At 38.3% G+C, this 25,599-nt stretch carries 24 protein-coding genes and 1 pseudogene; 13 read left to right on the top strand and 12 right to left on the bottom strand.

Annotated features, from left to right (window positions below; translation table 11 throughout):
• Entirely contained in the window at positions 1-879 is an 879-nt protein-coding gene (gene murI, locus OSH00_RS07965; RefSeq protein WP_266129990.1) for a glutamate racemase, read from the bottom strand.
• A 47-nt stretch (positions 880-926) separates the two neighbouring features.
• Positions 927-1,538 (bottom strand): DUF1285 domain-containing protein, encoded by a 612-nt coding sequence (locus OSH00_RS07960; RefSeq protein WP_266129989.1) that lies wholly within the window; start codon positions 1,536-1,538, stop codon positions 927-929.
• 203 nt (positions 1,539-1,741) lie between these two features.
• Here OSH00_RS07960 and OSH00_RS07955 point away from each other — a divergent pair, with 203 nt between their 5' ends.
• Positions 1,742-3,454 carry an electron transfer flavoprotein-ubiquinone oxidoreductase gene (locus OSH00_RS07955; protein ID WP_266129988.1) on the top strand — a complete coding sequence of 571 codons (1,713 nt, stop codon included), beginning with the start codon at positions 1,742-1,744 and terminating at the stop codon, positions 3,452-3,454.
• A 44-nt stretch (positions 3,455-3,498) separates the two neighbouring features.
• On the opposite strand, the gene OSH00_RS07950 is transcribed toward OSH00_RS07955, so the two are convergent.
• Positions 3,499-3,939: a hypothetical protein gene (locus tag OSH00_RS07950; RefSeq protein ID WP_266129987.1), complete on the bottom strand. Its 441-nt coding sequence runs from the start codon at positions 3,937-3,939 to the stop codon at positions 3,499-3,501.
• A 246-nt stretch (positions 3,940-4,185) separates the two neighbouring features.
• Here OSH00_RS07950 and OSH00_RS07945 point away from each other — a divergent pair, with 246 nt between their 5' ends.
• Entirely contained in the window at positions 4,186-4,599 is a 414-nt protein-coding gene (locus OSH00_RS07945) for a hypothetical protein (protein WP_266129986.1), read from the top strand.
• Between the two features lie 45 nt (positions 4,600-4,644).
• Positions 4,645-4,906, top strand: a pseudogene (locus OSH00_RS07940) (4Fe-4S dicluster domain-containing protein); the annotation flags it as partial.
• Positions 4,907-4,930: 24 nt separating this feature from the next.
• Here OSH00_RS07940 and OSH00_RS07935 read toward each other — a convergent pair.
• From OSH00_RS07935 to tusA, 4 genes are all read right to left on the bottom strand, one after another.
• Complete coding sequence (locus OSH00_RS07935) at positions 4,931-5,428, bottom strand: hypothetical protein (protein ID WP_266129985.1); 498 nt, start codon at positions 5,426-5,428, stop codon at positions 4,931-4,933.
• Between the two features lie 84 nt (positions 5,429-5,512).
• Positions 5,513-6,388, bottom strand: coding sequence for a hypothetical protein (locus OSH00_RS07930; protein ID WP_266129984.1), 876 nt, complete (start codon positions 6,386-6,388; stop codon positions 5,513-5,515).
• A 2-nt stretch (positions 6,389-6,390) separates the two neighbouring features.
• Complete coding sequence (locus OSH00_RS07925) at positions 6,391-9,162, bottom strand: type VI secretion system Vgr family protein (RefSeq protein ID WP_266129983.1); 2,772 nt, start codon at positions 9,160-9,162, stop codon at positions 6,391-6,393.
• A gap of 400 nt (positions 9,163-9,562) precedes the next feature.
• Positions 9,563-9,820 (bottom strand): sulfurtransferase TusA, encoded by a 258-nt coding sequence (tusA, locus tag OSH00_RS07920; protein ID WP_266129982.1) that lies wholly within the window; start codon positions 9,818-9,820, stop codon positions 9,563-9,565.
• Positions 9,821-10,011: 191 nt separating this feature from the next.
• Between tusA and OSH00_RS07915 the strand changes: the two genes are divergently transcribed.
• Both OSH00_RS07915 and lnt read left to right on the top strand, forming a co-directional pair.
• Positions 10,012-10,851: an HlyC/CorC family transporter gene (locus OSH00_RS07915; RefSeq protein ID WP_266129981.1), complete on the top strand. Its 840-nt coding sequence runs from the start codon at positions 10,012-10,014 to the stop codon at positions 10,849-10,851.
• Positions 10,848-12,407, top strand: coding sequence for an apolipoprotein N-acyltransferase (gene lnt / locus OSH00_RS07910; RefSeq protein WP_266129980.1), 1,560 nt, complete (start codon positions 10,848-10,850; stop codon positions 12,405-12,407). The genes OSH00_RS07915 and lnt overlap by 4 nt, the downstream gene beginning before the upstream one ends.
• A gap of 75 nt (positions 12,408-12,482) precedes the next feature.
• Here lnt and OSH00_RS07905 read toward each other — a convergent pair whose 3' ends face one another.
• Positions 12,483-12,821, bottom strand: coding sequence for a tRNA-binding protein (locus OSH00_RS07905; RefSeq protein ID WP_196076991.1), 339 nt, complete (start codon positions 12,819-12,821; stop codon positions 12,483-12,485).
• A gap of 358 nt (positions 12,822-13,179) precedes the next feature.
• On the opposite strand from OSH00_RS07905, the gene OSH00_RS07900 reads away from it, so the two are divergent.
• Positions 13,180-13,443: a DUF2798 domain-containing protein gene (locus tag OSH00_RS07900; protein ID WP_266129979.1), complete on the top strand. Its 264-nt coding sequence runs from the start codon at positions 13,180-13,182 to the stop codon at positions 13,441-13,443.
• Positions 13,444-13,529: 86 nt separating this feature from the next.
• Here OSH00_RS07900 and OSH00_RS07895 read toward each other — a convergent pair whose 3' ends face one another.
• The 3 genes from OSH00_RS07895 to gspF form a co-directional block, all read right to left on the bottom strand.
• Positions 13,530-13,871 (bottom strand): hypothetical protein, encoded by a 342-nt coding sequence (locus OSH00_RS07895; protein ID WP_266129978.1) that lies wholly within the window; start codon positions 13,869-13,871, stop codon positions 13,530-13,532.
• A gap of 287 nt (positions 13,872-14,158) precedes the next feature.
• Positions 14,159-14,596 carry a type II secretion system major pseudopilin GspG gene (gene gspG, locus OSH00_RS07890; RefSeq protein ID WP_266129977.1) on the bottom strand — a complete coding sequence of 146 codons (438 nt, stop codon included), beginning with the start codon at positions 14,594-14,596 and terminating at the stop codon, positions 14,159-14,161.
• Positions 14,597-14,631: 35 nt separating this feature from the next.
• Complete coding sequence (gspF, locus tag OSH00_RS07885; protein WP_266129976.1) at positions 14,632-15,837, bottom strand: type II secretion system inner membrane protein GspF; 1,206 nt, start codon at positions 15,835-15,837, stop codon at positions 14,632-14,634.
• A 168-nt stretch (positions 15,838-16,005) separates the two neighbouring features.
• Here gspF and OSH00_RS07880 point away from each other — a divergent pair, with 168 nt between their 5' ends.
• The 7 genes from OSH00_RS07880 to OSH00_RS07850 all read left to right on the top strand — a co-directional run bounded on the left by OSH00_RS07880 (position 16,006) and on the right by OSH00_RS07850 (position 24,314).
• The gene (locus OSH00_RS07880; RefSeq protein WP_266129975.1) at positions 16,006-18,231 is read left to right on the top strand and encodes a primosomal protein N'; all 2,226 of its coding nucleotides are present in this window, start codon (positions 16,006-16,008) and stop codon (positions 18,229-18,231) included.
• A 629-nt stretch (positions 18,232-18,860) separates the two neighbouring features.
• Entirely contained in the window at positions 18,861-20,756 is a 1,896-nt protein-coding gene (locus tag OSH00_RS07875) for a monovalent cation:proton antiporter-2 (CPA2) family protein (RefSeq protein ID WP_266129974.1), read from the top strand.
• Between the two features lie 83 nt (positions 20,757-20,839).
• Entirely contained in the window at positions 20,840-21,715 is an 876-nt protein-coding gene (hslO, locus tag OSH00_RS07870; RefSeq protein WP_196075511.1) for an Hsp33 family molecular chaperone HslO, read from the top strand.
• A 125-nt stretch (positions 21,716-21,840) separates the two neighbouring features.
• On the top strand, positions 21,841-22,290 hold the full coding sequence (locus OSH00_RS07865; RefSeq protein WP_196075512.1) for a DUF2147 domain-containing protein: 450 nt from the start codon (positions 21,841-21,843) through the stop codon (positions 22,288-22,290).
• Positions 22,291-22,577: 287 nt separating this feature from the next.
• The gene (locus OSH00_RS07860) at positions 22,578-23,546 is read left to right on the top strand and encodes a DnaJ C-terminal domain-containing protein (RefSeq protein ID WP_266129973.1); all 969 of its coding nucleotides are present in this window, start codon (positions 22,578-22,580) and stop codon (positions 23,544-23,546) included.
• Positions 23,547-23,586: 40 nt separating this feature from the next.
• Entirely contained in the window at positions 23,587-23,925 is a 339-nt protein-coding gene (locus tag OSH00_RS07855) for a chaperone modulator CbpM (protein WP_009587211.1), read from the top strand.
• 119 nt (positions 23,926-24,044) lie between these two features.
• Positions 24,045-24,314 carry an HP1242/YdcH family protein gene (locus OSH00_RS07850; RefSeq protein WP_196075514.1) on the top strand — a complete coding sequence of 90 codons (270 nt, stop codon included), beginning with the start codon at positions 24,045-24,047 and terminating at the stop codon, positions 24,312-24,314.
• Between the two features lie 7 nt (positions 24,315-24,321).
• Here the strand turns inward: OSH00_RS07850 and OSH00_RS07845 are convergent, their stop codons facing one another.
• Positions 24,322-25,545: a magnesium transporter CorA family protein gene (locus OSH00_RS07845; protein ID WP_266129972.1), complete on the bottom strand. Its 1,224-nt coding sequence runs from the start codon at positions 25,543-25,545 to the stop codon at positions 24,322-24,324.
• Positions 25,546-25,599 lie beyond the last annotated feature (54 nt).

Raw genomic sequence — 25,599 nt, 5'->3', positions numbered from 1 at the left:
TTAGCCGAGTTTTTCAACAATATTTTCGATAGACCATGTAATTTCCGGCTGTATGAGATGCTTGAGGACATTTTCTAATTCTTTGGCATTCTGTCCACTCACAAAACACTGTAACCGAACAGCTGCTCCTTGCGAATCAGTCGATATTAACTCATTTTTCAATAATATACGTGCCGTTTGTCGCGCAACTGCCAAGCCTGAATCAATTAAGCTTAATTGAGCACCGTAAAGCTCTTGAATACTTTGCTTTAAATACGGGTAATGAGTACATCCCAAAACCAAATAATCTGCACCTTTCGCAACCGCAGGATCCAAAACCTTTTGTAAGCTTTGCTTACACTCTAGTGTGTTATAACGTCCAGATTCAACCAGCGGAACCAAGTCTAAATTGGTAATGGTGAGTACCTCCACTTTGGCAGGCTCTGCAAAGCGTTGAATCACATCTTTAATCAGTTGCCCTCGAAAAGTTGCAGGTGTTGCCAACACTGAAACCACTTTAGACTGGCTTTGTAAAACTGCTGGTTTTAATGCGGGAACCAATCCCACAATAGGAAAGTTTTCACCATAATGATCACGTAAATAATCGAGACTAAAAGCAGATGCCGTATTGCAAGCGACAACCGCAATTTTACAGCCTTGGCGATACAGCCATTCAATCGCATGCGCTGTTAATTCGCGAATATTTTGATCGGTTCGTGGACCGTAAGGGACATGCGCTGTATCTGCATAGTAAACAATACGTTCATTCGGCAGATAATTGGCAATCTCTTGTGCAATTGAAAGCCCGCCAATTCCTGAATCAAAAATCCCAATAGGTGCATTTGCCAAAGCTTTTGGCATGGGATTTTCTAAAGGATACAGAGGAAGAATAGCGCTCATTTGATCCACTATGGATAGGTGTTGAAAATAATTAACTAGCTTAAACCTCAAGTGCCTAATTGCAAGTGAAAATCACCACTTTGTAAAGACAAAATGGTATCTCCTTGATCATTTTCAAGTAAGGTTCCGTACTCAATCAAGTGAAAAAAAGCATTGCGTTGAATCAAAGCATTTATACCAAAACGAATATGTACATAAGGTCTCAGCTCACCTTGATATTCGCGCATAAAAATAGCATGTTCCGCATCCACCAAGCATATGTCTTGATTGGTGGTTGTGACCTGTAAATAAGTCTGCCCATCAATCACGACTTGGTCAACCTGATTCACCAATAAGGGTTCGTCTTCAACCTCGATTTCAATCTGCTCAACCGGCGTTTTTAAATAGAATTTTCCCTGTTCTTTCCAAAGCACTTTTGTAAACAGATCCAATAGCGCTTGACGCTTAATCAATTGACCTTCATGCCACCATTCGCCATTGGCTTTTACCCTCAAATCCATTTTGCCACAATGCTTTGGTTGCCATTGCTCTAAAGGAGGTATTGACCTTTTGTGACCCACCTGTACACCTTTTAAGTATTGTGCAATAGACATTAAGTTTTTATTATCAGAATCAGGCTGATTTTGAGCCGCTGATGTTGAATTATTTTGATTTACCATGGTTTATGCCTTGCTGACTAAAAAATAATACGACTCAGCCAATTGGCTAGATTAAGGTTTATAACTATACTAGCGCAAAATATATTATTGGTACGAGCGTTAATTCGTATCACGGAATTTTTAGAACACTCATGGCAGCACCGATTTATTAATTCCCAATAAATGCTCACGGTTGCCACCCTTAGAAATATGAGGAGTCCTACATGGAACACATCGAACGCGAATCGATGGAGTTTGACGTAGTGATCGTAGGCGCAGGTCCTGCGGGTCTTTCTGCTGCGATTAAAATTCGTCAATTGGCTATTGAAAACAACCTTTCAGATCTTTCTGTCTGTGTGGTTGAAAAAGGCTCTGAAGTTGGTGCGCATATCCTTTCTGGTGCTGTACTTGAACCTCGTGCAATCAATGAACTTTTCCCCAACTGGAAAGAGGAAGGTGCACCTTTAAACGTGCCTGTGACTGAAGACAAGACTTATTTCCTGATGTCTGCTGAAAAGTCTCAAGAAGCACCGCATTGGATGGTTCCTAAAACCATGCACAACGATGGCAACTATGTCATTTCATTGGGTAATGTGGTTCGTTGGTTGGGTCAAAAAGCTGAGGAATTAGAAGTTTCTATTTTCCCGGGCTTTGCTGCTTCAGAAATTCTTTATCATGAAGATGGTTCTGTAAAAGGGATTCAAACCGGTGATATGGGCGTTGGTAAAGATGGTGAACCGACGCATAACTTCACGCCTGGTTATGAACTTCATGCCAAATATACGATTTTTGCAGAAGGTTGCCGTGGACATCTCGGTAAACGTTTAATTGCAAAATACAACTTAGATCAAGATGCCGATCCGCAACATTACGGTATCGGGATTAAAGAACTTTGGGAAATCGATCCTGCAAAACATAAACCAGGTTTGGTGATGCATGGTTCAGGTTGGCCGCTTGCTGAAACTGGTTCGTCAGGGGGGTGGTGGTTATATCACGCTGAAAACAACCAAGTGACTTTGGGTATGATTGTCGATTTATCTTATGAAAATCCACATATGTATCCATTTGCTGAAATGCAACGTTGGAAAACCCATCCACTGATCAAGCAATATCTTGAGGGTGGCAAACGTATTTCTTATGGCGCACGTGCTGTTGTAAAAGGTGGTCTAAACTCACTGCCGAAATTGACTTTCCCGGGTGGATGCCTGATTGGTGATGATGCTGGTTTCTTAAACTTTGCTAAAATCAAAGGCTCTCATACCGCAATGAAATCAGGTATGTTGTGTGGTGAAGCTGTATTTGAAGCAATCCAAGCAGGTCATGCAAAAGGTGGTGATTTAGCCATTGCTCGTGTGACTGAGGGTGAAGACTTCTTTGCGAAAGAGTTGACTGCCTATACAGACAAATTCAACAACAGTTGGTTAAAAGAAGAGTTACATCGTTCTCGTAACTTTGGCCCTGCAATGCATAAATTTGGTTTATGGATGGGTGGCGCATTTAACTTTATCGACCAGAATATCTTTAAAGTTCCATTTACTTTACACGATCTTGTGCCTGACTTTAGCGCATTGAAAACTGTAGATGCTTCTACTTTTAAACCAAACTATCCAAAGCCAGATGGTAAATTGACTTTTGACCGTTTGTCTTCTGTATTCGTTTCTAATACGGTACATGAAGAGAATCAGCCAGCACATTTAAAACTGACTGACCCGACGATTCCTGTCAATGTCAACTTACCAAAATGGGATGAACCTGCTCAGCGTTACTGCCCTGCTGGTGTTTATGAAATCATGGAAAATGATGATGGTTCTAAGCGCTTCCAGATTAATGCAGCAAACTGTGTTCACTGTAAGACGTGTGATATTAAAGACCCTTCTCAAAACATCACTTGGGTAACACCTGAGGGTGGTGGTGGTCCTAACTATCCAAATATGTAAATCAATAAACCCGCTTCGGCGGGTTTATTATTATTTGATTTGAGTTATTCGAAATTAGCGTTGGTTAGCTTTGACTGATTAGATTGATAAATATTATTTGAGTAATTTTTACTTAATTCAATTCTGCACTCCGTATCAATTTTTTCTTTTTTAATATCAACTGAGCAATCACCATTTTTACATATTTCAACATGAGCGGTATATTTATATAATTGTCCGTTAACTTCTTCTGAGCCGATATCTAGCCCACCTTTCACAGTGAGTTGATTTTCTACACAACTTAATTTAGAAACAGGGCATGCATTTTTTTCAGAAATTTCTTTCAAAGAAGAAGAACTTGTAATAAAACCTTGATAAGTTTTTTCTCCACTATACATAGATTGAGAATATTTAAACTTTCCAAAATTAATATTTGTAGTTTGATATTCAATATTTTGAGAAGAACAACCAGTTAATAAAATTATCCACACATATAGTAATTTCATTTTACTTGAACCTTATTTAATTCTGCTTGCAATATTTGTTCTGGAGATTTAGAAATGCTTGGTATAGTTTCACTCATCATTTTACTCAACCATGCATGACTAAATTTAGTCTCGTGAAACGTATTACTTTTATATATCAATAATTTTTTTATTTATACTCGTGTTAACACAACGATCTTCCTATGGAATAAAATTTAAGCTATGCTTAAACCATATTCAAATAACATTATGATTCAAAAAGATATAATGCAAACAAACCTAATCGCCCTTTTACTTTCTAGTTTAGCCTTATCCGCTTGTGCAAAAACACCCTCTGAATCCAAACCCACAGAGGATACAGCACAACAAACGCATACTTCACCAAGCAGTGAGCCAAATCTTAAAACTGAAATCAAACAGCTTATTGAACGAAACCAAAAAAATATCGTCACGATCCAAGGTGGTTCTTTCATTATGGGAGATTTTGCCATGATTACACGTGAACTTGAGCGTACCGTTCCTGATAGCATGGCTGTTAAAAACCCCAAGGGAAATGTAGAAAAACCCTCGTATGACAGCCTTATCGGTTATTCACATAATCCAAATAATAAACCACCACATAAGGTGGTCTTGGACAGTTTTAAAATGACCAACAATAAGGTTACATTACAAGATTATTAGATCTACCTAAAAGCCGATCATTTAAAAAAACCTGATTATTTGAACGACTATCCAAAACCAGATGGTAAATTGACTGATTCAACAATTCCAGTCAATGTCAACTTGCCAAAATGGGATGAACCTGCTCAGCCTTACTGCCCTGCTGGTGTATATGAAATCATGGAAAATGATGGTGGTTCTAAACACTTCCAGATTAACGCAGCAAACTGCGTTCACTGTAAGACTTTTGATATTAAAGATCTTTCTCAAAACATCACTTTGGTAACACTTGAGGTGTGGTGATGGTCCTAACTATCCAAATATGTAAGTCAATAAACCCACTTCGGCAGGTTTATTTATGCTGATTAAAAACAACTACTAATCTAACATAGCTTATTTGATCTTCAATTTTATTCATTGTGGAGTAAAATTCATAAGTAATAAATGGTTTTTTTTGATTAACAAAAACATGCTTATATAATAAATTTGGACTATATGGACTAGAATAAAGTGAAGATCCTTCTTTTACAGACTCAGAATATTTAAAAATAATATTATTATCTCTAAGTAAATTAACATCTACATTTATGGCTTTTTTAAATACTGGCTGATTTGATGGCGAGAAAATAAATTCATATTTATTATTCCTATCATTTAAATTGAGAACCTGAATTTTAGCTGGATAGCCAAACTTATTTTTAGATAAAACATATACTCCGTGGTCAGTTAAAGTTCCATCTTTTAGCACATGTACTTTTAAAGGTCCTTCAAAAAAAAGACTACTATTCCATTTTTCTGTTTCACCCACTCTTGTGATTTCATTTATCAAAACAATAGTATTATCAATCATAATATTATCCATCGGTCTAGAGTTTACTACAGAACTGAAAATTAAAAAAAATAAGAGGCTAATAAGTTTTAAATAATTCATTATCTAACCATTAAAATATGAATAAATTTTTAGAGGGTCTTCATCCCCCTCGATTAAGAACCAATCCGTAGTATTTACTGGATCAAATTCAGGAACCATAACACCATAGCCCATACTATTAGCTGAAGGTGTTCTTAAAAAATATGTATATTTCAAATTTTCATTCTCTTTATCATTATCTAACTTAAAAGCAGCTAATAGCTCTTTTGCCTTTCCTACATTTGGATATTCAGGATAACTATAATGTTTTAAATTAGAATTGGATAAATGCTCATTCCAAGCAAAAGGACATATAGCTTTTTTGGATATACCATACATTTTTACATAACCATAAGCATTAGGAATTTTATCATTTAAAATACTTGAAAGAATTCTATAAGCTTCTTTTGCGCAGGTTTCATTAGTCATCGCACGATATTTTTTATCATTTACTACTTTTTGCTCCCATTCACTTGTTTCATGATTATAAAATTGATTATTTGTCTTCTCATACATTTTTTTCACTTCATTTCTGATTTTTTTTGCTTCATCTACATTAATATCTAAAACATATAATTGAGCAACTTCACCAATAGGATATTGACATGTTGAGGCATTTCCCATAATTTTATTGTCTCCAAGCTTTTTCCCAGCACTTGGTCCAAAGCTAAAAAAACTAAAAACATCATCATTTTCAACAACATAAAAAAATGCATGCCCCCAATCTAAATTAGGGCCTGTTAAGTATTGATGTTTAGCTATTTTTGAAGAAAAGGTAACTTTTGCATTTTGATATGCATATGTAGCATTTGCCTCCGTACCTATAACAAGATAATACTTATTAATTTCAACTTCTGTTATAGGTTTATCTATGTCCGTAGTATATTTTTTATCACTCACTATTATAATTCCAGATCTAAACTAAAATTTTCCTTTTCAGATGTGTAAAATCTATTTGTTTTACCATCTTTATCTGTTATGCCTTTAATTAATTTCCCATTTTCACCTTTCAATACATACTTAGTATTTGGCATTATCTCACCTCTGTTATTCTTTAAAATAAATTGATGAGAATATATATTTGTATTTGGCAGAAAAGGAATCTCAAAGTTAACGCTCTGCCCACCCAAAAACTTATGTTGTCCAGCTTTGACTTCAAACTTACCTGACGTGGTTGGTAAAACACCTGCACCACCAATCTCAATTTTTGTACCATCAGCAATTAACACAATTTTCTTACTGGCGATAAATTCAATACGATCTTCAGTCGAAATAATCTGAATGCCTTTTCGGGCGATCAAATCTGCACCATCCCCTTGTGCTTGGATCTCTACTTTTCCCTTTCCTGCATAAAGCCTTGCGCCTTCCTGTGCCGCAAACATACTGATCTTGTTTTGTGCATGCACCAACAAATTCTTTTGTGTGCTCAGATTGATGCTATCACCTGCACTATGACTGATTTGTTTATCAGCAGAAAGATGAATGTCTTCATTGCTTGATAATGCAATTGAGTTTGGAGATGCTAAAACCATCAAGGCTTGCTTAAATGAATCGGCTTGATCTTTGGATTCATCAGACTGTTCTTTTTCCAAATCTGAAATAAATGACTTCAAATAATCTAAATTTTCCAAAGGATCCGTCTGTTGGTTCTTGGCAACTTCACTTAAGGCTTTGGCATTGTTCAGATTACTTTCTAGCTGACTTTTAGCTTCTGTCGCATCAAGATGATTGCCTGATGCGCCATCTTGTGCATGGGTACTCAGCAGTAAACCTTGCCCTGCGCGTATAGCACCCCATTGGTCCGTCCTCAGCTCAAAGCCTTCTCCTCGCCCGTCACTACTCTCTGTTTCTTTTGGATGGCTGAGATTGCCGAGATTGAGTTGGCTTGCGCTATGACTACTGTGCAACTGACTGCTGATCTGGTTGGTAGTATCATCAAATCTCAGTTGGTTATAGCCACTACCCTGATATTCCTTGCTTTTAATCCCTGCCAATTTCTTGGTATCGGGCAACTTGCCTTGGTCATCAAACTTGCTCGGGCTGCGTTGTGCTTCATGGATTCGACCCACCACAAATGGTCTGTCAATGTTGCCATCAAAGAAGTCGATAACAACAATCTCCCCAATCCTCGGTAGGAAGCGAGCTCCATAACCTTCGCCTGCCCAGGGGGTCAATACATCAACCCAAGCTGAGTCGGTATCATTGTCATTCGAGCCTGCACCACCATCGTGACTGTGGTCTTCATTGCGGGTAAACAGGAAGCGAACCTTGATGCGTCCCCATTCATCCACATGGATTTCTTCTCCACTCGGACCAACCACTTTGGCGCGTTGTGGATACGCCACTGGACGGTGTTTGAGTGGGTTGTATTCTGGTGCTGTGCTGATGTTTCTGCGTTGTAAGATCAGTTGATTGGCTTGGCGTTCTTCACTGTTGTTTGTGGTGATATTGGTAAGCTGCCAATGGCTTTGTTCAACTAAACGATTAATTTGTTCGTTGAGGTCTTTGGGTAAATTATTTTGGTTATAAAAGGTTTTGGAGATGATCAAGAACTGCTGATCGGCAGAATCTTTTTGATCGATTTGAGGATGCCCTTTTAGCTCAAGGTAATAGCCAACTTGTGCATCTCGTACCGTCGATATTGCCGTGAATTGTTTGGCTTGGGCATCGTAGTAGTTGCTGAGGTTTTGGTTAAAGCGTTCGATCTGACAGTTGCCTGATGGGGTTGCACCATCTTCCCCATTCAGATCAGGAATCCATGCAGGGCTAAAGTGCCAGACTTGTTCTAAGCCTAGACTGGCATTGTCGTACTGGTCACTGTGCTGATGCTTGCTTTGTACATTGCCTGCACCTTCTTCGGTTTCAAGAATATCGGCTTGCCAACGGTGAATATGTACTGAAGTCGGTTGGAGTGAACGTATACCTGTAAATGATGTAATCGTGTCTAGGGTTTCTACTGCACTGCTGCGGTGGAAGCGGATGTTTCTGCGTTCTAGCGCAGTATATTGGCTGTTGTCATCAATTAAACGTAGTTTTTGGGCTTGGATCGGTGCTGAAATATTGGCAACATTAAGTTTTGCTTCATCAATCAACCAGCTTAAATTTTCACTTCTCATCAAACGAGTGAGTAGATCGTGGTCGCTTTCGTTCATCTGTATAATCAAGGGACGAACATCGTAGTCTTTGCTTAGCCCAGTTTTGTCTAAACTCAGGCTCGCAGCAAACAGCGGACTTTTTTGCTGCCATTCTTTATGAATTGTTTCAATGACTTGAATCACTGACTTATTCATAAACACTCTGCTATTACGGCGTTTGTGCCACAGTGAAGTCGCATCTTCAAGCTTAAGCTTATAGACCGTCAATGCACCATCACTCTGCCCCTGCGCAGCTTCGGTAATGATGCCTGTAGTACGGAACAGTTGCCCTCGGTCGGTGACTTGGTCGATTGCAGCTTGGCAACCGATAAATTGTTTGAGAGGAATATTTGCGGAGGTCGCAAGACAGATCAATTCCACAGACACGCCTTGATTGATGGCATGTTGTCCATCGATGCGTTGCAGAAACACTTGGGCGGTCAGATCAGGATTGCTAAACTGAATGTGCAAAGCTCTTTTTTGAGCGGTTAATCCGAACTGATCCAATACTTTATAAATACTATTGACTAAACTATTCATTAGAATGATTTAATTATTATTAAAAAATGTGTTTAGATTATACTCAAAAGTCAAAAAACTGCCATTGAAAATTTGTAAAATTTAATATTTTCTTATATTTATCAAATATATAAAATAACTAAAACCAAGTGCAAAAATTATCCAGCTTTCTAGATGCTCTCATTTGTAATTGATTTTAGAAAGAATTTATCAAAATCTCTGTCACAATTATCAATTATTTTTAAAAGCTTTATCTCTCATTTTTGTATTCAACTTTATATAGATGTTTACTTGTTAATTGGCTTTTAAACATTGATGAGCTGTTGAATATAGCTAGCCAGATGCACTTGATAAAAACAATAAAATTATGTTTATGCATCTGCCTCAACGAAGGTTCTATGATTTCACTATTGTTTAAGAATTAACCTTTTTTGACGAGATAATGAAATTCTTTATTGCCTGCATCATCCAAAATTTCTTCCTGTAGTATCAACTCATGTCCTAAATGCATACAAAACTTAGGAATATCCCAAGAGGTTGAATTATCTGTCGCAAAAACTTCTACGACATCGCCAGATTTAGATTTCCGAATTGCTTGATGCAACATCATTACAGGCTCAGGACAACGCAAGCCACGAGTATTTAATTGAATGTTTGCTGTAGGCAATGGTTCAGACATATCTCATCTCAAAAAAGCTAAATCAGTCCAAGATTTTAACACAAACTCAAATAATCAATAAGGCTTGTTATATCTCTGTAAAAATGACGCATGCATTCATCTATTTACCTTATTTAATAGATAGACATCTGTATTTTCTTCGGTATGATAAAAAAACATTTACTAGATATTAAGAGTCTTTAGGAAAGATCATGCACGAGGAATCAGGCCCGTCGTGGGGAATGCGTGGCTTACGCAAATGGTTAGGTACAGCACCAGAAACCCGCGATGAACTGCTAAAATTAGTACAAGATTCACGTCGTTTTTTAGAACCCGATACTGTGGCAATGTTAGAGGGCGTGTTAGACCTTCCTGCCACAAAAATTCGTGAAGTGATGACCCCTCGCACAGCGATGGTGAGCTTGCAAGAAGACGACCAACTTCTTGATATTTTAGATGTGCTGATTGAGTCCGCACATTCACGTTTTCCAGTTTTCTCCTCTGATCAACCTGAAAACGTGGTCGGGATTTTATTGGCCAAAGATCTATTGCCATTTTTAACCAATCGTAGTTCTGGTGTAGATGTTCATGCATTAATGCGCCAGCCTTTATTCGTCCCTGAAAGTGCGCGATCAGATCAAGTTTTGAGAATGTTAAAAAATACCCAGACTCATATTGCGATTGTCATTGATGAATATGGTTCAACTGCTGGTTTGGTGACTTTGGAAGATATTCTTGAAGAAATTGTTGGCGAAATTGAAGATGAGCATGACAATGCCGATGAAGAAGCACAATTTATCATTCCTGATACCACCCATAGCATCGCCAATGCATGGATTGTGCAAGCACTTACACCAATTGAACACTTTAACAATGTTTTAGATGCTGAATTTTCTGATGATGAAGTAGAAACTATGGGCGGATTGCTGCTTCAGGAAATTGGATTAGTGAGTGATCTTCAAGGTCAAGTGGTCGAACTTGAAGATTGGCAATTTACCATTGTTGAAGCAGATGCCCGCACTATTCATCTGATTCGAGCTGTACGTAAATGAGAGCATATTTTGACAAACTGTTAAATTCATCACAACAACAAAAACAATTGCCTCTTATTTTCCCCTTAGCCATCTCATTAATCTCAGGTGCAGTGTTTAGCTTAGCTCTTGCACCTTATTATTGGTGGTGGCTGGCGATTTTATCACCTGCTTTGCTGTATGCCTGCTTAAAAGGTCGCTCTCCTCGGCAGGCCTTTGCGATTGGATTGAGTTACGGCTTTGGGCTCTGGTTTGTCGGTGCATTTTGGCTTTATACCTCCATCCACGTTTATGGCGATACCAACGCTGTACTGAGTGTACTGATGATTGCTGTGATGGCTTTCGTGATGGGGCTGTTTACAGCGGTTCAGACATGGGTTTATCGCAGATTTTTCCCTGAAACACCATTAACATTTACACCGCTTTGGATTATCTTTGAATGGTCTAAAACATGGGTGTTCACCGGTTTTCCATGGTTATTTGCCGGATATGCATTCACTGAACGATTCTTAGATAGTTATGCGCCTTTATTTGGTGTATTTGCGGTGTCTTTTGCCGTTATTCTTCTTGCCTGTGCCGTGGTCGAAATCCTGAATAGGAAAGTGTTTTGGGTTGTTCCAGCGCTTGTTGTTTTACTTGGCGCTTGGGGAGCTTCTTTTATCACTTTTGTACAACCGAAAGCTGAAAAACCACTCTCTGTATCGCTCATTCAGGGTAATATTCCTCAAGATTTAAAATGGTTAACCGAGTACCAAGTCAAAACTCTAGAAATCTATGTCAACTTAAGTCGTACTGAATGGGGTAGAGACCTTATTGTTTGGCCGGAATCATCCATTCCCTTGTTTCAAACAGATATTGAACAATTTTTGGGTTTGATGGATCAGCAAGCCAAAAGCTCGGGTACAGCATGGGTAACAGGGATTCCTTATTGGGATTTGAAAGAATCACAAAAGAATGGCTATCCAATGTATTACAACAGCATGATGGCGTCTGGTGCAGATTCTTCAGGGTTATACAAAAAACAGCGTTTAGTGCCTTTTGGTGAGTACATTCCACTTTCTGGACTACTCTCTTGGGTCTTACCTGCTTTGCAGAACGATCCATCGATGAGTGGCTTTTCTCAAGGTGCATCGAATCAAAAGCCTTTTAATATCAAAGGACATGATTTAGCCGCTGCAATTTGCTATGAAGTGGCCTACCCGAACCTCACCCGTCGCAATGCGATCAACAGTGACTTTTTAGTGACGGTTTCGAATGATGCGTGGTTTACAGGAACAGCAGGACCATTACAACATTTGCAAATGGTGCAAATGCGTGCCAAAGAGAATGGACGCTGGTTTATTCGTGCCACCAACACAGGCGTAACCGCGTTTATTGACCACAATGGACATATTGTTAAACAAGCACCTGTAGATCAGAAAGCCGTTCTACGTGGGGATTTACCCGCAATGCAAGGTGAAACTTGGTATACCCGTTTTAGTGATTACCCGATTCTGATTTTATCACTTTTATTGTTAATTTTAGGTTGGTTTTATCGTCCTAAAGCAGTTGATATCAGTTTTAAAGCACGACGCTAAAACAGTCCTCAATCGCATCAAAACACCTTCTCTATGCATCATAAAGGAGGTGTTTTTGGTACGGATATATCATAATTAAAGTAACTTGGTCCCCAAAGGCACATCTAAATCTGGGACACACAAGGCAACATGCCCATCTTGATTATGAAAACCTGTCACTAAACACTCAGATTGAATAGGACCAATTTGTTTCTTTGGGAAATTAATCACAGCAACCACCAACTTTCCAATTAAGTTTTCAGGCTGATAAAGTTGGGTAATCTGCGCACTGGATTTTTTAACACCGATCTCTACTCCAAAATCGACATGTAAAATATAGGCAGGATTGCGCGCTTTCTCAAACACCTCTGCTTGAATAATTTTTCCTACACGTAATTCCACTTTTACAAAGTCATTCCATTCAATTTGTTGCATTCGTTTTTCCCTCTTTCTATTCTTTGCTGTAAATACCCCCTATCTTAAATAGATTCAAATCCAACAATCTTATATAAAACAGACAATCAATCATTTAAAAGGGACAATTATTCAATTCATAAAATGTTTAAAAGGCGAATCTGATTCAATTATATGTCTCTATATCTGATCAGCCATTCACTGATTTTTCTTTCTACAGTTTCTCATTTTGTGCTACATTCACTGTGCTGATCATAAAGCCGTAAACGTTTACGTCAATCAACGTGCCAACATACCTCCAACAATGCTTGGAGCTATTTTTATCAAAATTTGAATATTTTGAGACGGCACTGGCGTTTGTTGGTTTACGGAGTAGTAAATGCAAAAATCTCAATCTACTTCTTTTCATTTAAGAAAAATTCCAAATCGTTACGCCTCAATTGTTCTGCCTTTTTTTCTGTCTATTATTATGACCTTTATCGTGTCATGTATTAGTACGTTGAGAAGCATGGGTTTCGACAATTTTTCCGCACAGACCTGGATTTCAGCGTGGGGAATCTCATGGCTGATTGCCTTTCCAGTATTGCTTCTGGTTTTACCGATTGTGCGTAAAATTACCACGCTTATTGTTCAACCATCTTGATTGAATAAAATTTTAGTTTTTTATCAAAATTGTTAAAACACAGAAACAAAAAAACCGAGGATATTTCCTCGGTTTTAACGCACTCATTAAATTTGAGCCACTAAAACTAAATATGACAACATAGCTGCTAGAAACAGCATTGGAACATAACGGTATGAACGTACTAAATATTGTTCTAATAATGATGAGAATTCAGTTTTTAACTGAATCACCGTTAAATTTAAAGCATTATAAAAACTGATAATAGATAATGCACTAAATACGCTAATCGCCATAAACCCAATCATGATTTGACTGCTGGCATCGGCATTTTGCCAAAGATTTAAAAAAAACTGGCTAATGGGCAATAAGCTCAAAATTAAAAGAACAGATTTGAGCACCGTCCAATGAAATTGGCTAATTTCATCTGATAATAATAATGCTTTCATCTCATCCTCCAAGCAATTTAAATTGCCTTGAGAACTATTATGCAAGCTTTTAACTAAATAAAAAGTCTATTTTTATTCACAATTTAACATTCTTGTAACTATCAAATATGGGAATAATTCTTATTATAAATCTCAAACATCAATTATTTTATGTAATTATTAAATTTCAACAACTTAAAAATATTTTATCAAATAAGAAATATTATCACTTCACTCCACATTTATTAACTCGATAAAGTGAAGTGATTAATTCCATAAAGTATTTCGAAAATACTTTTTAATTTTAATTATGGCTGGTAATAAATATCAGCATCGTTTCCTTCGCCACCCTGTTTACCGTCGGCCCCAAAAGAATATAAATCAAACTTACGACCTTCTGAACCTGGAATGACATATTGAATATCATTTTCCCAGCTGTCTTTCGGATAACCACCTTTAACATAACCACCTGGCAACCAGTTCTTTGCTGTTGCAGGTTGGTTGACCAAGGCATCTAAACCACCTTCTTGGCTGTTCGGATAATGACCATTGTCCAGTTTATATTGATCAAGCGCGCCTGCCACACCTTTTAAAGTAATCTTTGTGGTATCAACTTTGGCTTTTTCTCCACGTCCCATCACATTCGGCACGATTAAAGCGGCAAGCACACCTAAAATCACAATCACAACCATCACTTCAATTAAGGTAAAACCAGACTGACGAGTCCCTTTCATCTTACGTAGCATCTACTTACTCTCTATTCTTTATAAAAATAATTGGCTTAAATCATATTGTTCATATTGACGATTGGCAACATGACCGCAATTACAATCACTAAAACAATACCCGCCATAAATACCAACATTAACGGTTCCAATAAGGCCAATAAAGTTGAAATAAATGAAGATACTTCTCGATCCTGCATATCCGATGCACGACTTAACATTCGATCCAACTCACCAGAAGCCTCACCGCTTTTAATCATTTGTACCATCATTGGGGGGAAATAACCACAGCGCTCCAATTGCGTTGCTAAATTCCCACCTTCTGTCACTTTCTCAGCAGCAACATTGACTGCATCACGAATGACCCAATTACTGCTCACAGCTGCACCAATTTTTAAAGCATCGACCAACGGCACGCCTGATTGAGTGAGAATGGATAAGGTACTGGCAAAACGTGCGGCATTTATACCACGAGATAATTTACCAATTAATGGCAGTTTGAGTGTTAAACGATCAAAAGCATAATGCCCTGCAGATGTTCGCAAGAAACGAATCAATAAGAAGATTCCCACCACACTGGTCACCAACATAAATGGCCAAGCCTGTCGGATAATTTCACTGGCTTTCATCAAAGCCACCGTAATCCAAGGTAAAGCCTGTTTGCTTTGGTCAAATGTTTTGACGATGTCTGGAACAACATAAGTCATCAAGCCCATAACGATTGCAAAAGACATAAACATCAGAATAATCGGATAGATCATTGCACCTTGAATTTTCTTTTGCATCGCAAAACGGTTTTCCGTGTAGTCTGCAAGTTGGTCTAGAATTAAGTCTAAATGTCCTGAACGTTCACCCGCAGCAATTGTCGCAATATATAAATCAGGGAAACGCCCTATTTGTTGCATCGCTTGTGCCAAGGAATGCCCTTCTAGAACTTTGGAACGTACAGAAAGTAAAAGATTTTGCACGTACACTTTTTCACTTTGTTTGGCAACGGCACGTAAAGCTTCCTCAAGTGGAATTGCAGCAGCAACCAAAACAGAAAGCTGGCGTGTCATGAGTGCCAAATCATAGGCTGAGAATTTACGTTGAAACAAACCCGAACTTTTATTTTTGTCTTTTTGTTCCACAGCATCTACGCTTACGGGAATCCATTCTTTATCCCGTAATTGTTGACGGATCTGACGTGCTGAATCGCCTTCTAACACGCCTTTATGCTGCTTTCCTGAAGCATCAAGCGCAGTAAATTGATATGCTGGCATTGTTATGCTCTAATTTTCCCAAATTTTTTGATTACGCTGTTGCGTCATACCCTATAAATCATTCATATTCATGTCTATCAATGACGGTTACACTCTAACACAAGCCGAATATGGACATGAAACAATTTCATCACAGCCTCACTAAATTAATGAGCCACTGAATTTAAAATGCCGAATACCATTGCCACAACACAAATTATTTATCGTGTTCAAGTTGCTGTTCCAGTATATTTGAATGACTGTTTTGACTATCAAGTGAGTGCTGAACAGTATGCACAAGCGGAAGTCGGTGCACGTGTAGCAGTGTCTTTCGGACGACAAAACCTTGTTGGCGTGATTGTAAAAAAAATATCTGTTGATGAACCTGTAGATTCGCATTTTAAACTCAAAACAATTACTGAACTATTAGATGATCACGCCATTCTAGACAGTAAAGTTTTAAATTTATTGACATGGTCATCACAATATTACCAATTTCCAATTGGTGAAGTGATTCAAACTGCCCTCCCCACACTATTACGCCAAGGTAAACCTTATGATTTACTGGCACGTATTTGGAAAGTGGTTGATTTAAATGCTGAAGACAAAGTAAAGCGTTCCGAAAAACAACAAGATGCTTATAAAATTCTTAAACTGCATCCGAAAGGGACACAGGAAAATATTCTGAATCTGAGTGGTATTGAAACAGCAACATTAAAAGTGCTTGAGAAAAAAGCAATTATTCAATTTGCTCTTGAACCACAAAATATTGAGCCTGAGCCAGTTCAATTGGCACAGATGCCACTTACACCCAATGAAGACCAAAAGAAAGCCATTCAAACTATTCTAAAAGCCCAAAAGAAATATCAGGCATTTTTGTTGGATGGTTTAACGGGAAGTGGTAAAACCGAAGTTTATTTACAAGTAATGCATGAAATTTTAAAACAAGGCAAACAAGTGCTTGTTTTAGTTCCTGAAATAGGCTTAACCCCGCAAACCATCAGCCGTTTTCAGTCACGCTTTCATTGTAATATTGCATTACTTCACTCCGGTTTAAATGACAGCAAACGTTTACAAGCGTGGCAACATGCTCAAACAGGTAAAGCCTCCATTATTTTGGGTACGCGTTCTGCGATTTATACGCCTTTGCCGAACCTCGGTTTAATCATTCTGGACGAGGAGCATGATCTTTCATTTAAGCAACAAGAAGGCTTCCGCTACCATGCCCGTGATGTTGCGTTATATCGTGCTCATCTAGAAAATTGTCCGATCGTTTTAGGATCTGCCACACCCAGTATTGAAAGTTATTATCTGGCTCGTCAAGAAAAGCTGACGCGTATTGAATTAAATCAGCGTGCAGGCGCCGCGATTATGCCGAAAATGCACTTGATTGATTTAAAAGTTGCAAAAAAGCAGCATGGCTTAAGCGATGTTCTCATCAGCGAGATAAAAAAACGTTTAGAGAAAAAAGAACAGGTCTTAATCTTTTTAAATCGTCGCGGTTATGCACCTGTATTGATCTGTGAAAGTTGTGGATGGCAAGCCAACTGCCCAAATTGTGATGCACACTTTACCTTACATGTGAAACCTTATCAGCATTTACACTGCCATCACTGTGGGACGATTAATCGTCTGACCGATGCCTGCCCACAATGCAACCAACAACAATTAAAACCCATCGGTATGGGAACAGCAAAGGTTGAAGAAACCTTAACTGAATTATTCCCTCATTTTCCCGTTCTTCGGGTTGATCGGGATTCAACCAGCCGTGTCGGCAGTTGGCAGAAAATCTATGATCAAATTCAAAAAAGCGAACCTACGATTTTACTTGGCACCCAGATGCTCGCCAAAGGACATCATTTCCCTTATGTCACCTTGGTTGCGATATTGGACATTGATGCAGGTTTACTCAGTGTCGACTTTCGAGCAACAGAGCGTACAGCTCAATTGATTATTCAAGTTGCAGGTCGGGCAGGTCGTGGAGAAAACAAAGGTGAGGTCTATTTACAGACACTTCGACCTGATCATCCTTTATTAAATACTTTGATTCACCATGACTATCGAACCTTTGCCAAGCAAACTTTAAAAGATCGTCAAGCGGCTTTGCTTCCTCCTTTTCGTTATGCCAGCTTGATTCGGTGTGAATCCAAGCATCAGGAAGAAAATTTAAAGTTTCTCACTGAAATGACGCAATTGCTTCGTCAAATGTCAGAAGATCATTTAATTGATATTTGGGGACCGATTCCAGCCCCAATGGAACGTAAAGCAGGTCGTTACCAAGCACATGTGGTATTGCTTTCACAGGATCGAGCAAAGATGCATTTTTATATCCATCAATGGTGGCCAGTATTGCTACAGCAAAAACCTTCTACAATGAAAGTAACGATAGATGTTGATCCGCAGGAATTGAGTTAAATGATTGAAGAAGAAAGTTTTGTATAATGATAGGCTTAACAGACTTAAACTTATGTCAATCTGATTCTTCAATCAAATATGAAGAATTGTCCAACTTACACTTTTTTTTTCAAATCGTACTTAAACAAACCCATTTGAAATTTTTATGAAAATTCATTTATATATCTATAAGATACAATGAATTAACTTTTGATGACTGAAGATAATCTGGCTGTTGCTCGTATTTGTAAGCAGAATGCTCTTGATTCAACGGAGTATAAAAATCAGTAAAGTCAAAGTCCTCTAAAATATCCAGTATCGATACGCTTGCCAAAGATGTTTACTGATTATGTTCTTCAAAAATTTGCATTCATATTGAGAAAGTTGCTCCATTGAAAGCCAATCAAGTGCTTTAATCTCAATAAGAAATATCATGAAATCTTTAATTTGCTCATATGGCTTGAATTATTTTAGAAAATGACTGATTTGCGCTGTTTGAACATTCAGTTCAAAACTTTATATTTATTCCTGAGATTTCAGATCTTTTATTTTTGGTTAATATAAAAAGCATTTTCTCAATAAATATCTCCAAGTCAGTCACAAAATCAAGCTACAATTTCCTGAGAAAGAAAATAATGTAAGGCACGTGAATGTCATTGTTACTCCAAATCACCATTTTTCTTGGTGCAGCTCTAATCCTTGTTCCCCTTGGGAAAAAATTCGGCATTGCAACTGTGCTGGGTTATTTATTTACAGGAATATTGCTCGGTCCAAGCGCACTGAATATTGCCAATGACCCAGAAGAAATCATGCATCTCGCTGAGTTTGGCGTGATTCTGCTGATGTTTCTGATTGGTTTGGAACTTCGTCCGCAGCGCTTATGGGAAATGCGTCAGTCGATTTTTGTGATGGGGAGTTTACAGGTCATTTTGACAGGTGTGGTGCTGATGGGCACTCTCTTTTTGCTCTTTCAACAATCACTTCCAGCCAGTTTTGTTATCGGCTTTGCTCTAGCTTTGTCATCAACTGCTTTTGTTTTACAGCTTTTGGAAGAAAAACAACAACTCAACACCACTCACGGTCAACAGTCTTTCTCTATTTTGCTTTTTCAGGACATAGCTGCTATTCCTCTGCTTGCGATCATTCCGCTTTTGGCAGGCAGTGAATCCAGTCATCATGGTGTAGCTTACTTTGCTGCAATAGTGGCAACATTCACAGGTTTATTTCTATTTAGCCGTTATGTCATGCGTCCATTTTTCCGTTTTGTGGCAAAAAGTGGGGCTACAGAACTCATCACCGCAGTAGGATTGTTTATCGTTCTGGGTGTGGTTTTATTAATGGATACTTTGGGGATCAGCACAACATTAGGTGCATTTTTAACAGGGGTATTGCTGGCAGACTCAGAATTCCGTCACGAACTTGAAGCCAGTATTGCGCCATTTAAAGGCTTATTGCTCGGTCTTTTCTTTATGACGGTGGGCATGACTACACAGATCTCATTAATTCTAGACATGCCACTGTTGATCGTTGGCGGGGCAATTGGTTTAATCCTGATCAAATTGCTGACCATGCTTGCCATTGCACGCTATAAAAAAATGACTTGGACCAACAGCTTGATGGTTGCAACCTGTTTGGCTCAAGGTGGTGAATTTGCATTTGTGGTTTTGAATGTCGCCAAGAGTGAAAAAGTACTTACTGAAGCAATCTTGGAACCGATCACCTTGATTGTAACGTTGTCTATGATTTTCACACCCATTGTATTTTGGCTGGTAAGCAGTTGGCTATTGCCTTTGATCAATAAGAATACTGTACCTAAATATGATGATATTCCTAATGAGCATCCTGCCTTAATTATTGCGGGATTTGGTCGGGTTGGACAAATCGTCGCACGTTTGGCACGTATTCGTCATTTTACGTTTACCGCAATTGACAACAATCTACAGCAAATTGACTTTGTTCGACGTTATGGCGGTACCTTATATTATGGTGATGTAACACAACCTGATTTATTACGTTCAGCTGGGATAGAACAGGCCAAAGTTTTTGTTTTGGCAATTGACGATGTTGAGGACTCAATGAATGTTTCGCGCCATATTCTATTGAACTACCCTCATCTGACATTATTAGTGCGTGCTCGTGACCGTTATCATATGCACCTGCTTCGAGATGTGGGTGTAAAACATATATGGCGCGAAACGTATTTAACCTCTTTGGGTATGGGCTATCGAACACTCTGTGAATTAGGCATGAGTAAAGAAGAAGCCTATAAAAGTGTAGAATTGTTTAGAAACTATGATGAAGAACTTTTGGCACGCCAACAGCGCATTTATACTGATGAGCAAAAAGTTTTTGAAAGTTACCGTGATTTCATTTCCGAACTTGAACACCTATTTGAAAGTGATGCTCAAGTAGAACATCAAAATTTAGAAAAATATAAAGATATGCCGGATCTGGATGAATCAGGTCTAGAACGACCTGCAACTCAAGCTGAAAAAGCATCTCCTCAGTATGATCGTATCAATATTGCCCGTGATGACGAAAATTAACTTTAAGAAGCAGCGTTTTTAGGGTGAAATGAACTTGTGATTTATAATATCGTCACCATCTAAACAGGGATTTGGAGAATTTTATGTCTGATTTACGTCAACGTTTTTATATTGAAGATAGCCCTGTGCGTGGTGAGATTGTGCATTTGGATACTGCTCTACAAACCATTTTGTCACAACGTAATTATGCGCCTGCTGTGCGCATCTTACTCGGTGAAATGTTGAGTGCTACTGCATTGTTGGCAAGCACATTAAAAATAAAAGGACGTATTAGCTTACAAATCCAAGCTCAAGGTACATTTAAATGGGCAATGGCGGAGTGTAATCATTTAGGTGATGTACGTGCACTTGCAGATTATGAAGAAGATCCACACTTTATGTTGAGTGAAGACAGCAGTACAGTGTTGAGCACACTGCAACAGCCTGTTTTATTTATCAACATTGAACCTGAATTCGGTGAACGCTATCAGGGGATTGTTCCTCTGGATCAACCTACCCTTGCCGGTTGCTTGATGCAGTACTATGACCTTTCTGCACAAATTCCAACACGTATTGTATTGGCAAGTACGCATCACAATGCGGGGGGATTACTGATTCAGTTATTACCACGTAATAATGAAGAAGAACAACAACGTGTAGATGAAGATTTGTGGCCACGTTTGATTATGTTGACCCAAACCCTTAAACCTGAAGAGTTGACCGACTTAACGGCACAAGAAATCCTTTACCGTTTATATAATGAAGAAGAAGTGCGTCTACCTGATGTTGAACAGCTTCAATTTAACTGCACTTGTTCACGTGATAAATGTAAAAATGCATTGATTCAAATTGGTTTGGATGCAGTGAAGGAAACTTTGGAAATCCAAAATCCAATCGAAATGGATTGCCAATTCTGCAATAAAAAATATCAGTTCACGGCAAAAGAAGCATTGAATCTCTTTGGTGAGCATTTAAGTTAATTGATCGACATTCCATGGATTTATATTTGATTTTTTAATCCTTTAACCTATTGATTTTAATTTAAAAAAGAGCAAAATATTTTGCTCTTTTTTTATTCTATCTCAATTCATCACAAGGATGTTCAATGAAAATAAAAGCACACGTCATGCTCAGTTGCCTACTCTTTACAGGTTTAACCCAAGCAGCAGATCTTACTGGTAAATGGAAAGCGATTGATGATAAAACTGGCTACTCTCGTGCAGACGTTGAAATCAGTAAAAATCCAAATGGTACTTATAGCGGTAAAATTTATAATACCCGCCCTTTACCCAACAGCCCTTTAGTGGGTTATTGTCATAAATGCAAGGGCAATCTTAAAGATGCGCCCATCGTTGGCTTGAAAATTATTGATGACTTTAAACAAAGCCCAGATAATCCAAGTGAATACGTTGCAGGGCATGTTCTCGATCCACTATCAGGCAATGTCTATTCAGGCAAAATTAAAATTAATCCTAAGGGCAACCGATTAACGCTGCGTGGATATATTGGAATTTCATTATTGGGCCGATCTCAAACTTGGGTCAGAATTGAATAATTGCTTTGAATTTGTAAAAAGCGCTTCGGTGCTTTTTACAATCTCCCCAATAAAACCTACATGTTCAATATTTTTTTAAAGGTATTTATTTTTCGATGAATATTAGATTGACATAAAGCCTTATCACGTCTTATGCCCTTTTTATCCTAAAAACATTTTTACTCACTATGATGCCTAGATGACTCAAAAATAAGTTTTGAAACAATAACCACACTAAGTTGCTCTTCCATCTGTCTAAAAAAAGGCATAAAAATAGAATAAAGTTAAACAAAATAATGACCTGAACTATGGCAAAAAACTATTACGAAGATTTAGGTGTTTCTCGAACTGCGACACCAGATGAAATAAAAAAGGCATATCGAAAGTTGGCTCGCAAATATCATCCTGATGTGAGCAAAGAAGCGGATGCTGAAGCAAAAATGCAAGCCATCAATGTGGCTTACGACACTTTAAGCAATGAAGAAAAGAAAAAACAGTATGATTTTGAGCTAGACAATCCCTATGCAAATGCCGGTGGCTTTGGTGGACAATCCTCAGGACAGGGTGGTTTTGATGGCAGCCAGTTCCATCGCAGTTATAGTCAAAGTGGTGGACAGGATTTCAGTGGATTTGAGGACCTGTTTGGTCGATTTGGCAGTGGCTTCGGTGGTGGTCGCTCACAGGATTTTGGTCAAAGAGGCGCTCAACAGCAACGCAGTTATCGTGGCGAAGATCAACATGCCAGCATTCAAATTCCTGTAAATATTGGTTATGAAGGTGCAACCCAAAGCATTACCCTGCAGATTCCCACTTACAATGCTTATGGTGAGCCTGAAGTACAGCGTAAAACACTACAGGTTAAAATCCCGAAAGGTATGAAAGAAGGACAGCAAATTCGTCTGTCCAAACAAGGTCAAGCGGGTATCAATGGTGGTGAAAATGGTGATCTGTATATTGAAATTCAATATCAAGACACAGACCGCATTCGCGTTGAAGGGGCAGATGTTTACTACACGGTTGATATCACGCCTTGGGAAGCAGCACTTGGTCAAAGTATTGAAATTGATACCCCTGCTGGTAAAGTCAAAGTGACGGTGCCTAAAAATGCCAAAAATGATCAACAGTTACGTCTAAAAGACAAAGGAATACCCAATAAGACACCAGGGCATCTTTATTTGGTGATCAATATTGTTTACCCCAAAGTCACGACAGACCAACAGCAAAAAGCATATCAAGATTTTGCAGATGCTTTTAATGACTTTCACCCACGTTCATAGTTTATCACTGCATATATAACGATGCTAAAGGAGAGCAATCATGACAACCATTCAATATCGTGAAATTGTCTATGACGGTTTCCATGACGCGGAAATCGTAGATGAAAATATAAATCTGGATCTCAAACATTTTGCCGAAGCCTGTGGTCAAAGCCCTGAATGGATTTTGCAATTATTGGAATATGAGATCTTACCTGCACGTCCGGAAAATCGTATTCATCAATTTTTTGGAGAAGATATTTCACGTGCACGTCGGGCGTATCGTTTACAACGCGATTTTGAAGCCAGCCTCTCTGCTGTCGCGATGATGATGGATTTACTTGACGAGGTTCAACAATTACGCAAACAAGTTAAACACCTTCACCTGCATGCTCACTAATTCATTTCAATTTGTTAATACCTAGTGACAGGTTAATATTTAACCTGTCATGATGCATAACTTGTCTTTCCGTTTTTGTTTGATTGTTAGAATTTTTTTGCAAGAGGTTACAGGCGCTAATGAATTCGAAAGTAATGAATAAAAAGTTGAAACACATGTTCCCAGAATATCGTGATCTCATGTGTACACTAAAACAAGAAGATCCACATTTTGCCAAACTGTTATTGGATCATGATGAACTGGATCGAGAAATCAGTCATCTTGAGCTTGATCCCCTCAATCATATTCATGAAAACATTGAACAACTTAAACGCAAAAAACTAAGATTAAAAGATCAGCTCTATTTGATTTTACAAAAAACATCGCAGGTCAATCCTCAACCAGAATAATGCGGGATTATTTCAGTTTTGTGATTTTTTCAACTTCTTTCATGGTTTGCTTGATGGGTTCATAATCCAGAAACCACAATAAATTCACATGTTGATTTTTATGCTGCTGTGCCAACATATCAATCACACTTCTTTCACCACGTCCCACCAGATGACGGCGGTAAAAGTAGACCAATAGACCAATCGTACACGCCAACATAACCCCGAGCATGATCCAGAATCCCATCGGACTTCGTAAACCCGGGATGAATTCAAAATTCATCCCATAAACGCCAGTTAATAAGGTGAGTGGTGCAAATACGGCAGTAATAATGGCGAGGATTCGCATATTCTCATTGGTTTGATTGGCAATGGCTGAAAAATGCAGATCAATTGCAGTTTGAATCGCGGTACTCAATCGTACAGTATACTTTTGAATACGTTCAACATGGCTCACCAAATCATCGACCCGAACCAGAATAATATCCTGCTTTTCGGTACGTTTTTTTCCTTTTAAATGTGCATAATTTTCAACGATCTCATCTCGAAGCTCCTGTAAAGAATCTATTTGCTCTTCACATAGGTTTTCAATTTGCTGAAATACCATATTCTCTTGAAAGAGCTGGTGCCACTTGGTAAAGCGTCGATTACCCTGTAAAAGTTCTTGTTGCCAAAACTCTACACGACGGGAAAGTGGATTACGCAGATCCAAATAACCGTCAATCATGCTATTGAGTAAACGCAGGGCTAGATCAAGAGGTGTTGTTGGAAGCTTACGTGGCTTATTTTGCTCATCTAAGTCCTTATTCATGATATTCAGAATACGCGCCAAATAACTTTCAAAAGCATGATTCCCCTGTTCATGGACTGTGATTAAAGCTTGTGGAGTAATAATAAAACTGACTGGAGATGTCGCAAGACCAAAAACACGATCATGTTGTTCTAATGCAGTGTCTCCACTGTTAATCTGATCATCAGGTGTAATCAGTTTACGAAAAATCAATAAATCATAATCCTCCATCGCATCAAAAGCACATGGATGCTCAATGTTTAAAATATCTCGAATATGATATTCATTGAGGTGGATTTCTGTATCACTATAAATTTCTTTTTGCCACTGATCAGCACGATTGACCACATCTTCGCGTGTACAGTCTACCCAAACAAACTGCTGTTCCGCATTGAAAATAGGCTCTTTCTGTATACAGGTATAAGGTTCATCAGTATGTTGGAAAAAATAAAAGCTTTGCATATTTACAGTGATTATTGATCTTTATTGTTATGCATCATGCCATAAAAAACGCCC

This window comes from Acinetobacter nematophilus, from assembly GCF_026344175.1.
GTDB lineage: Bacteria > Pseudomonadota > Gammaproteobacteria > Pseudomonadales > Moraxellaceae > Acinetobacter > Acinetobacter nematophilus.
The sequence above is the reverse complement of the archived record's forward strand: the minus strand, read 5'-3'. Positions and strand labels throughout refer to the sequence as shown.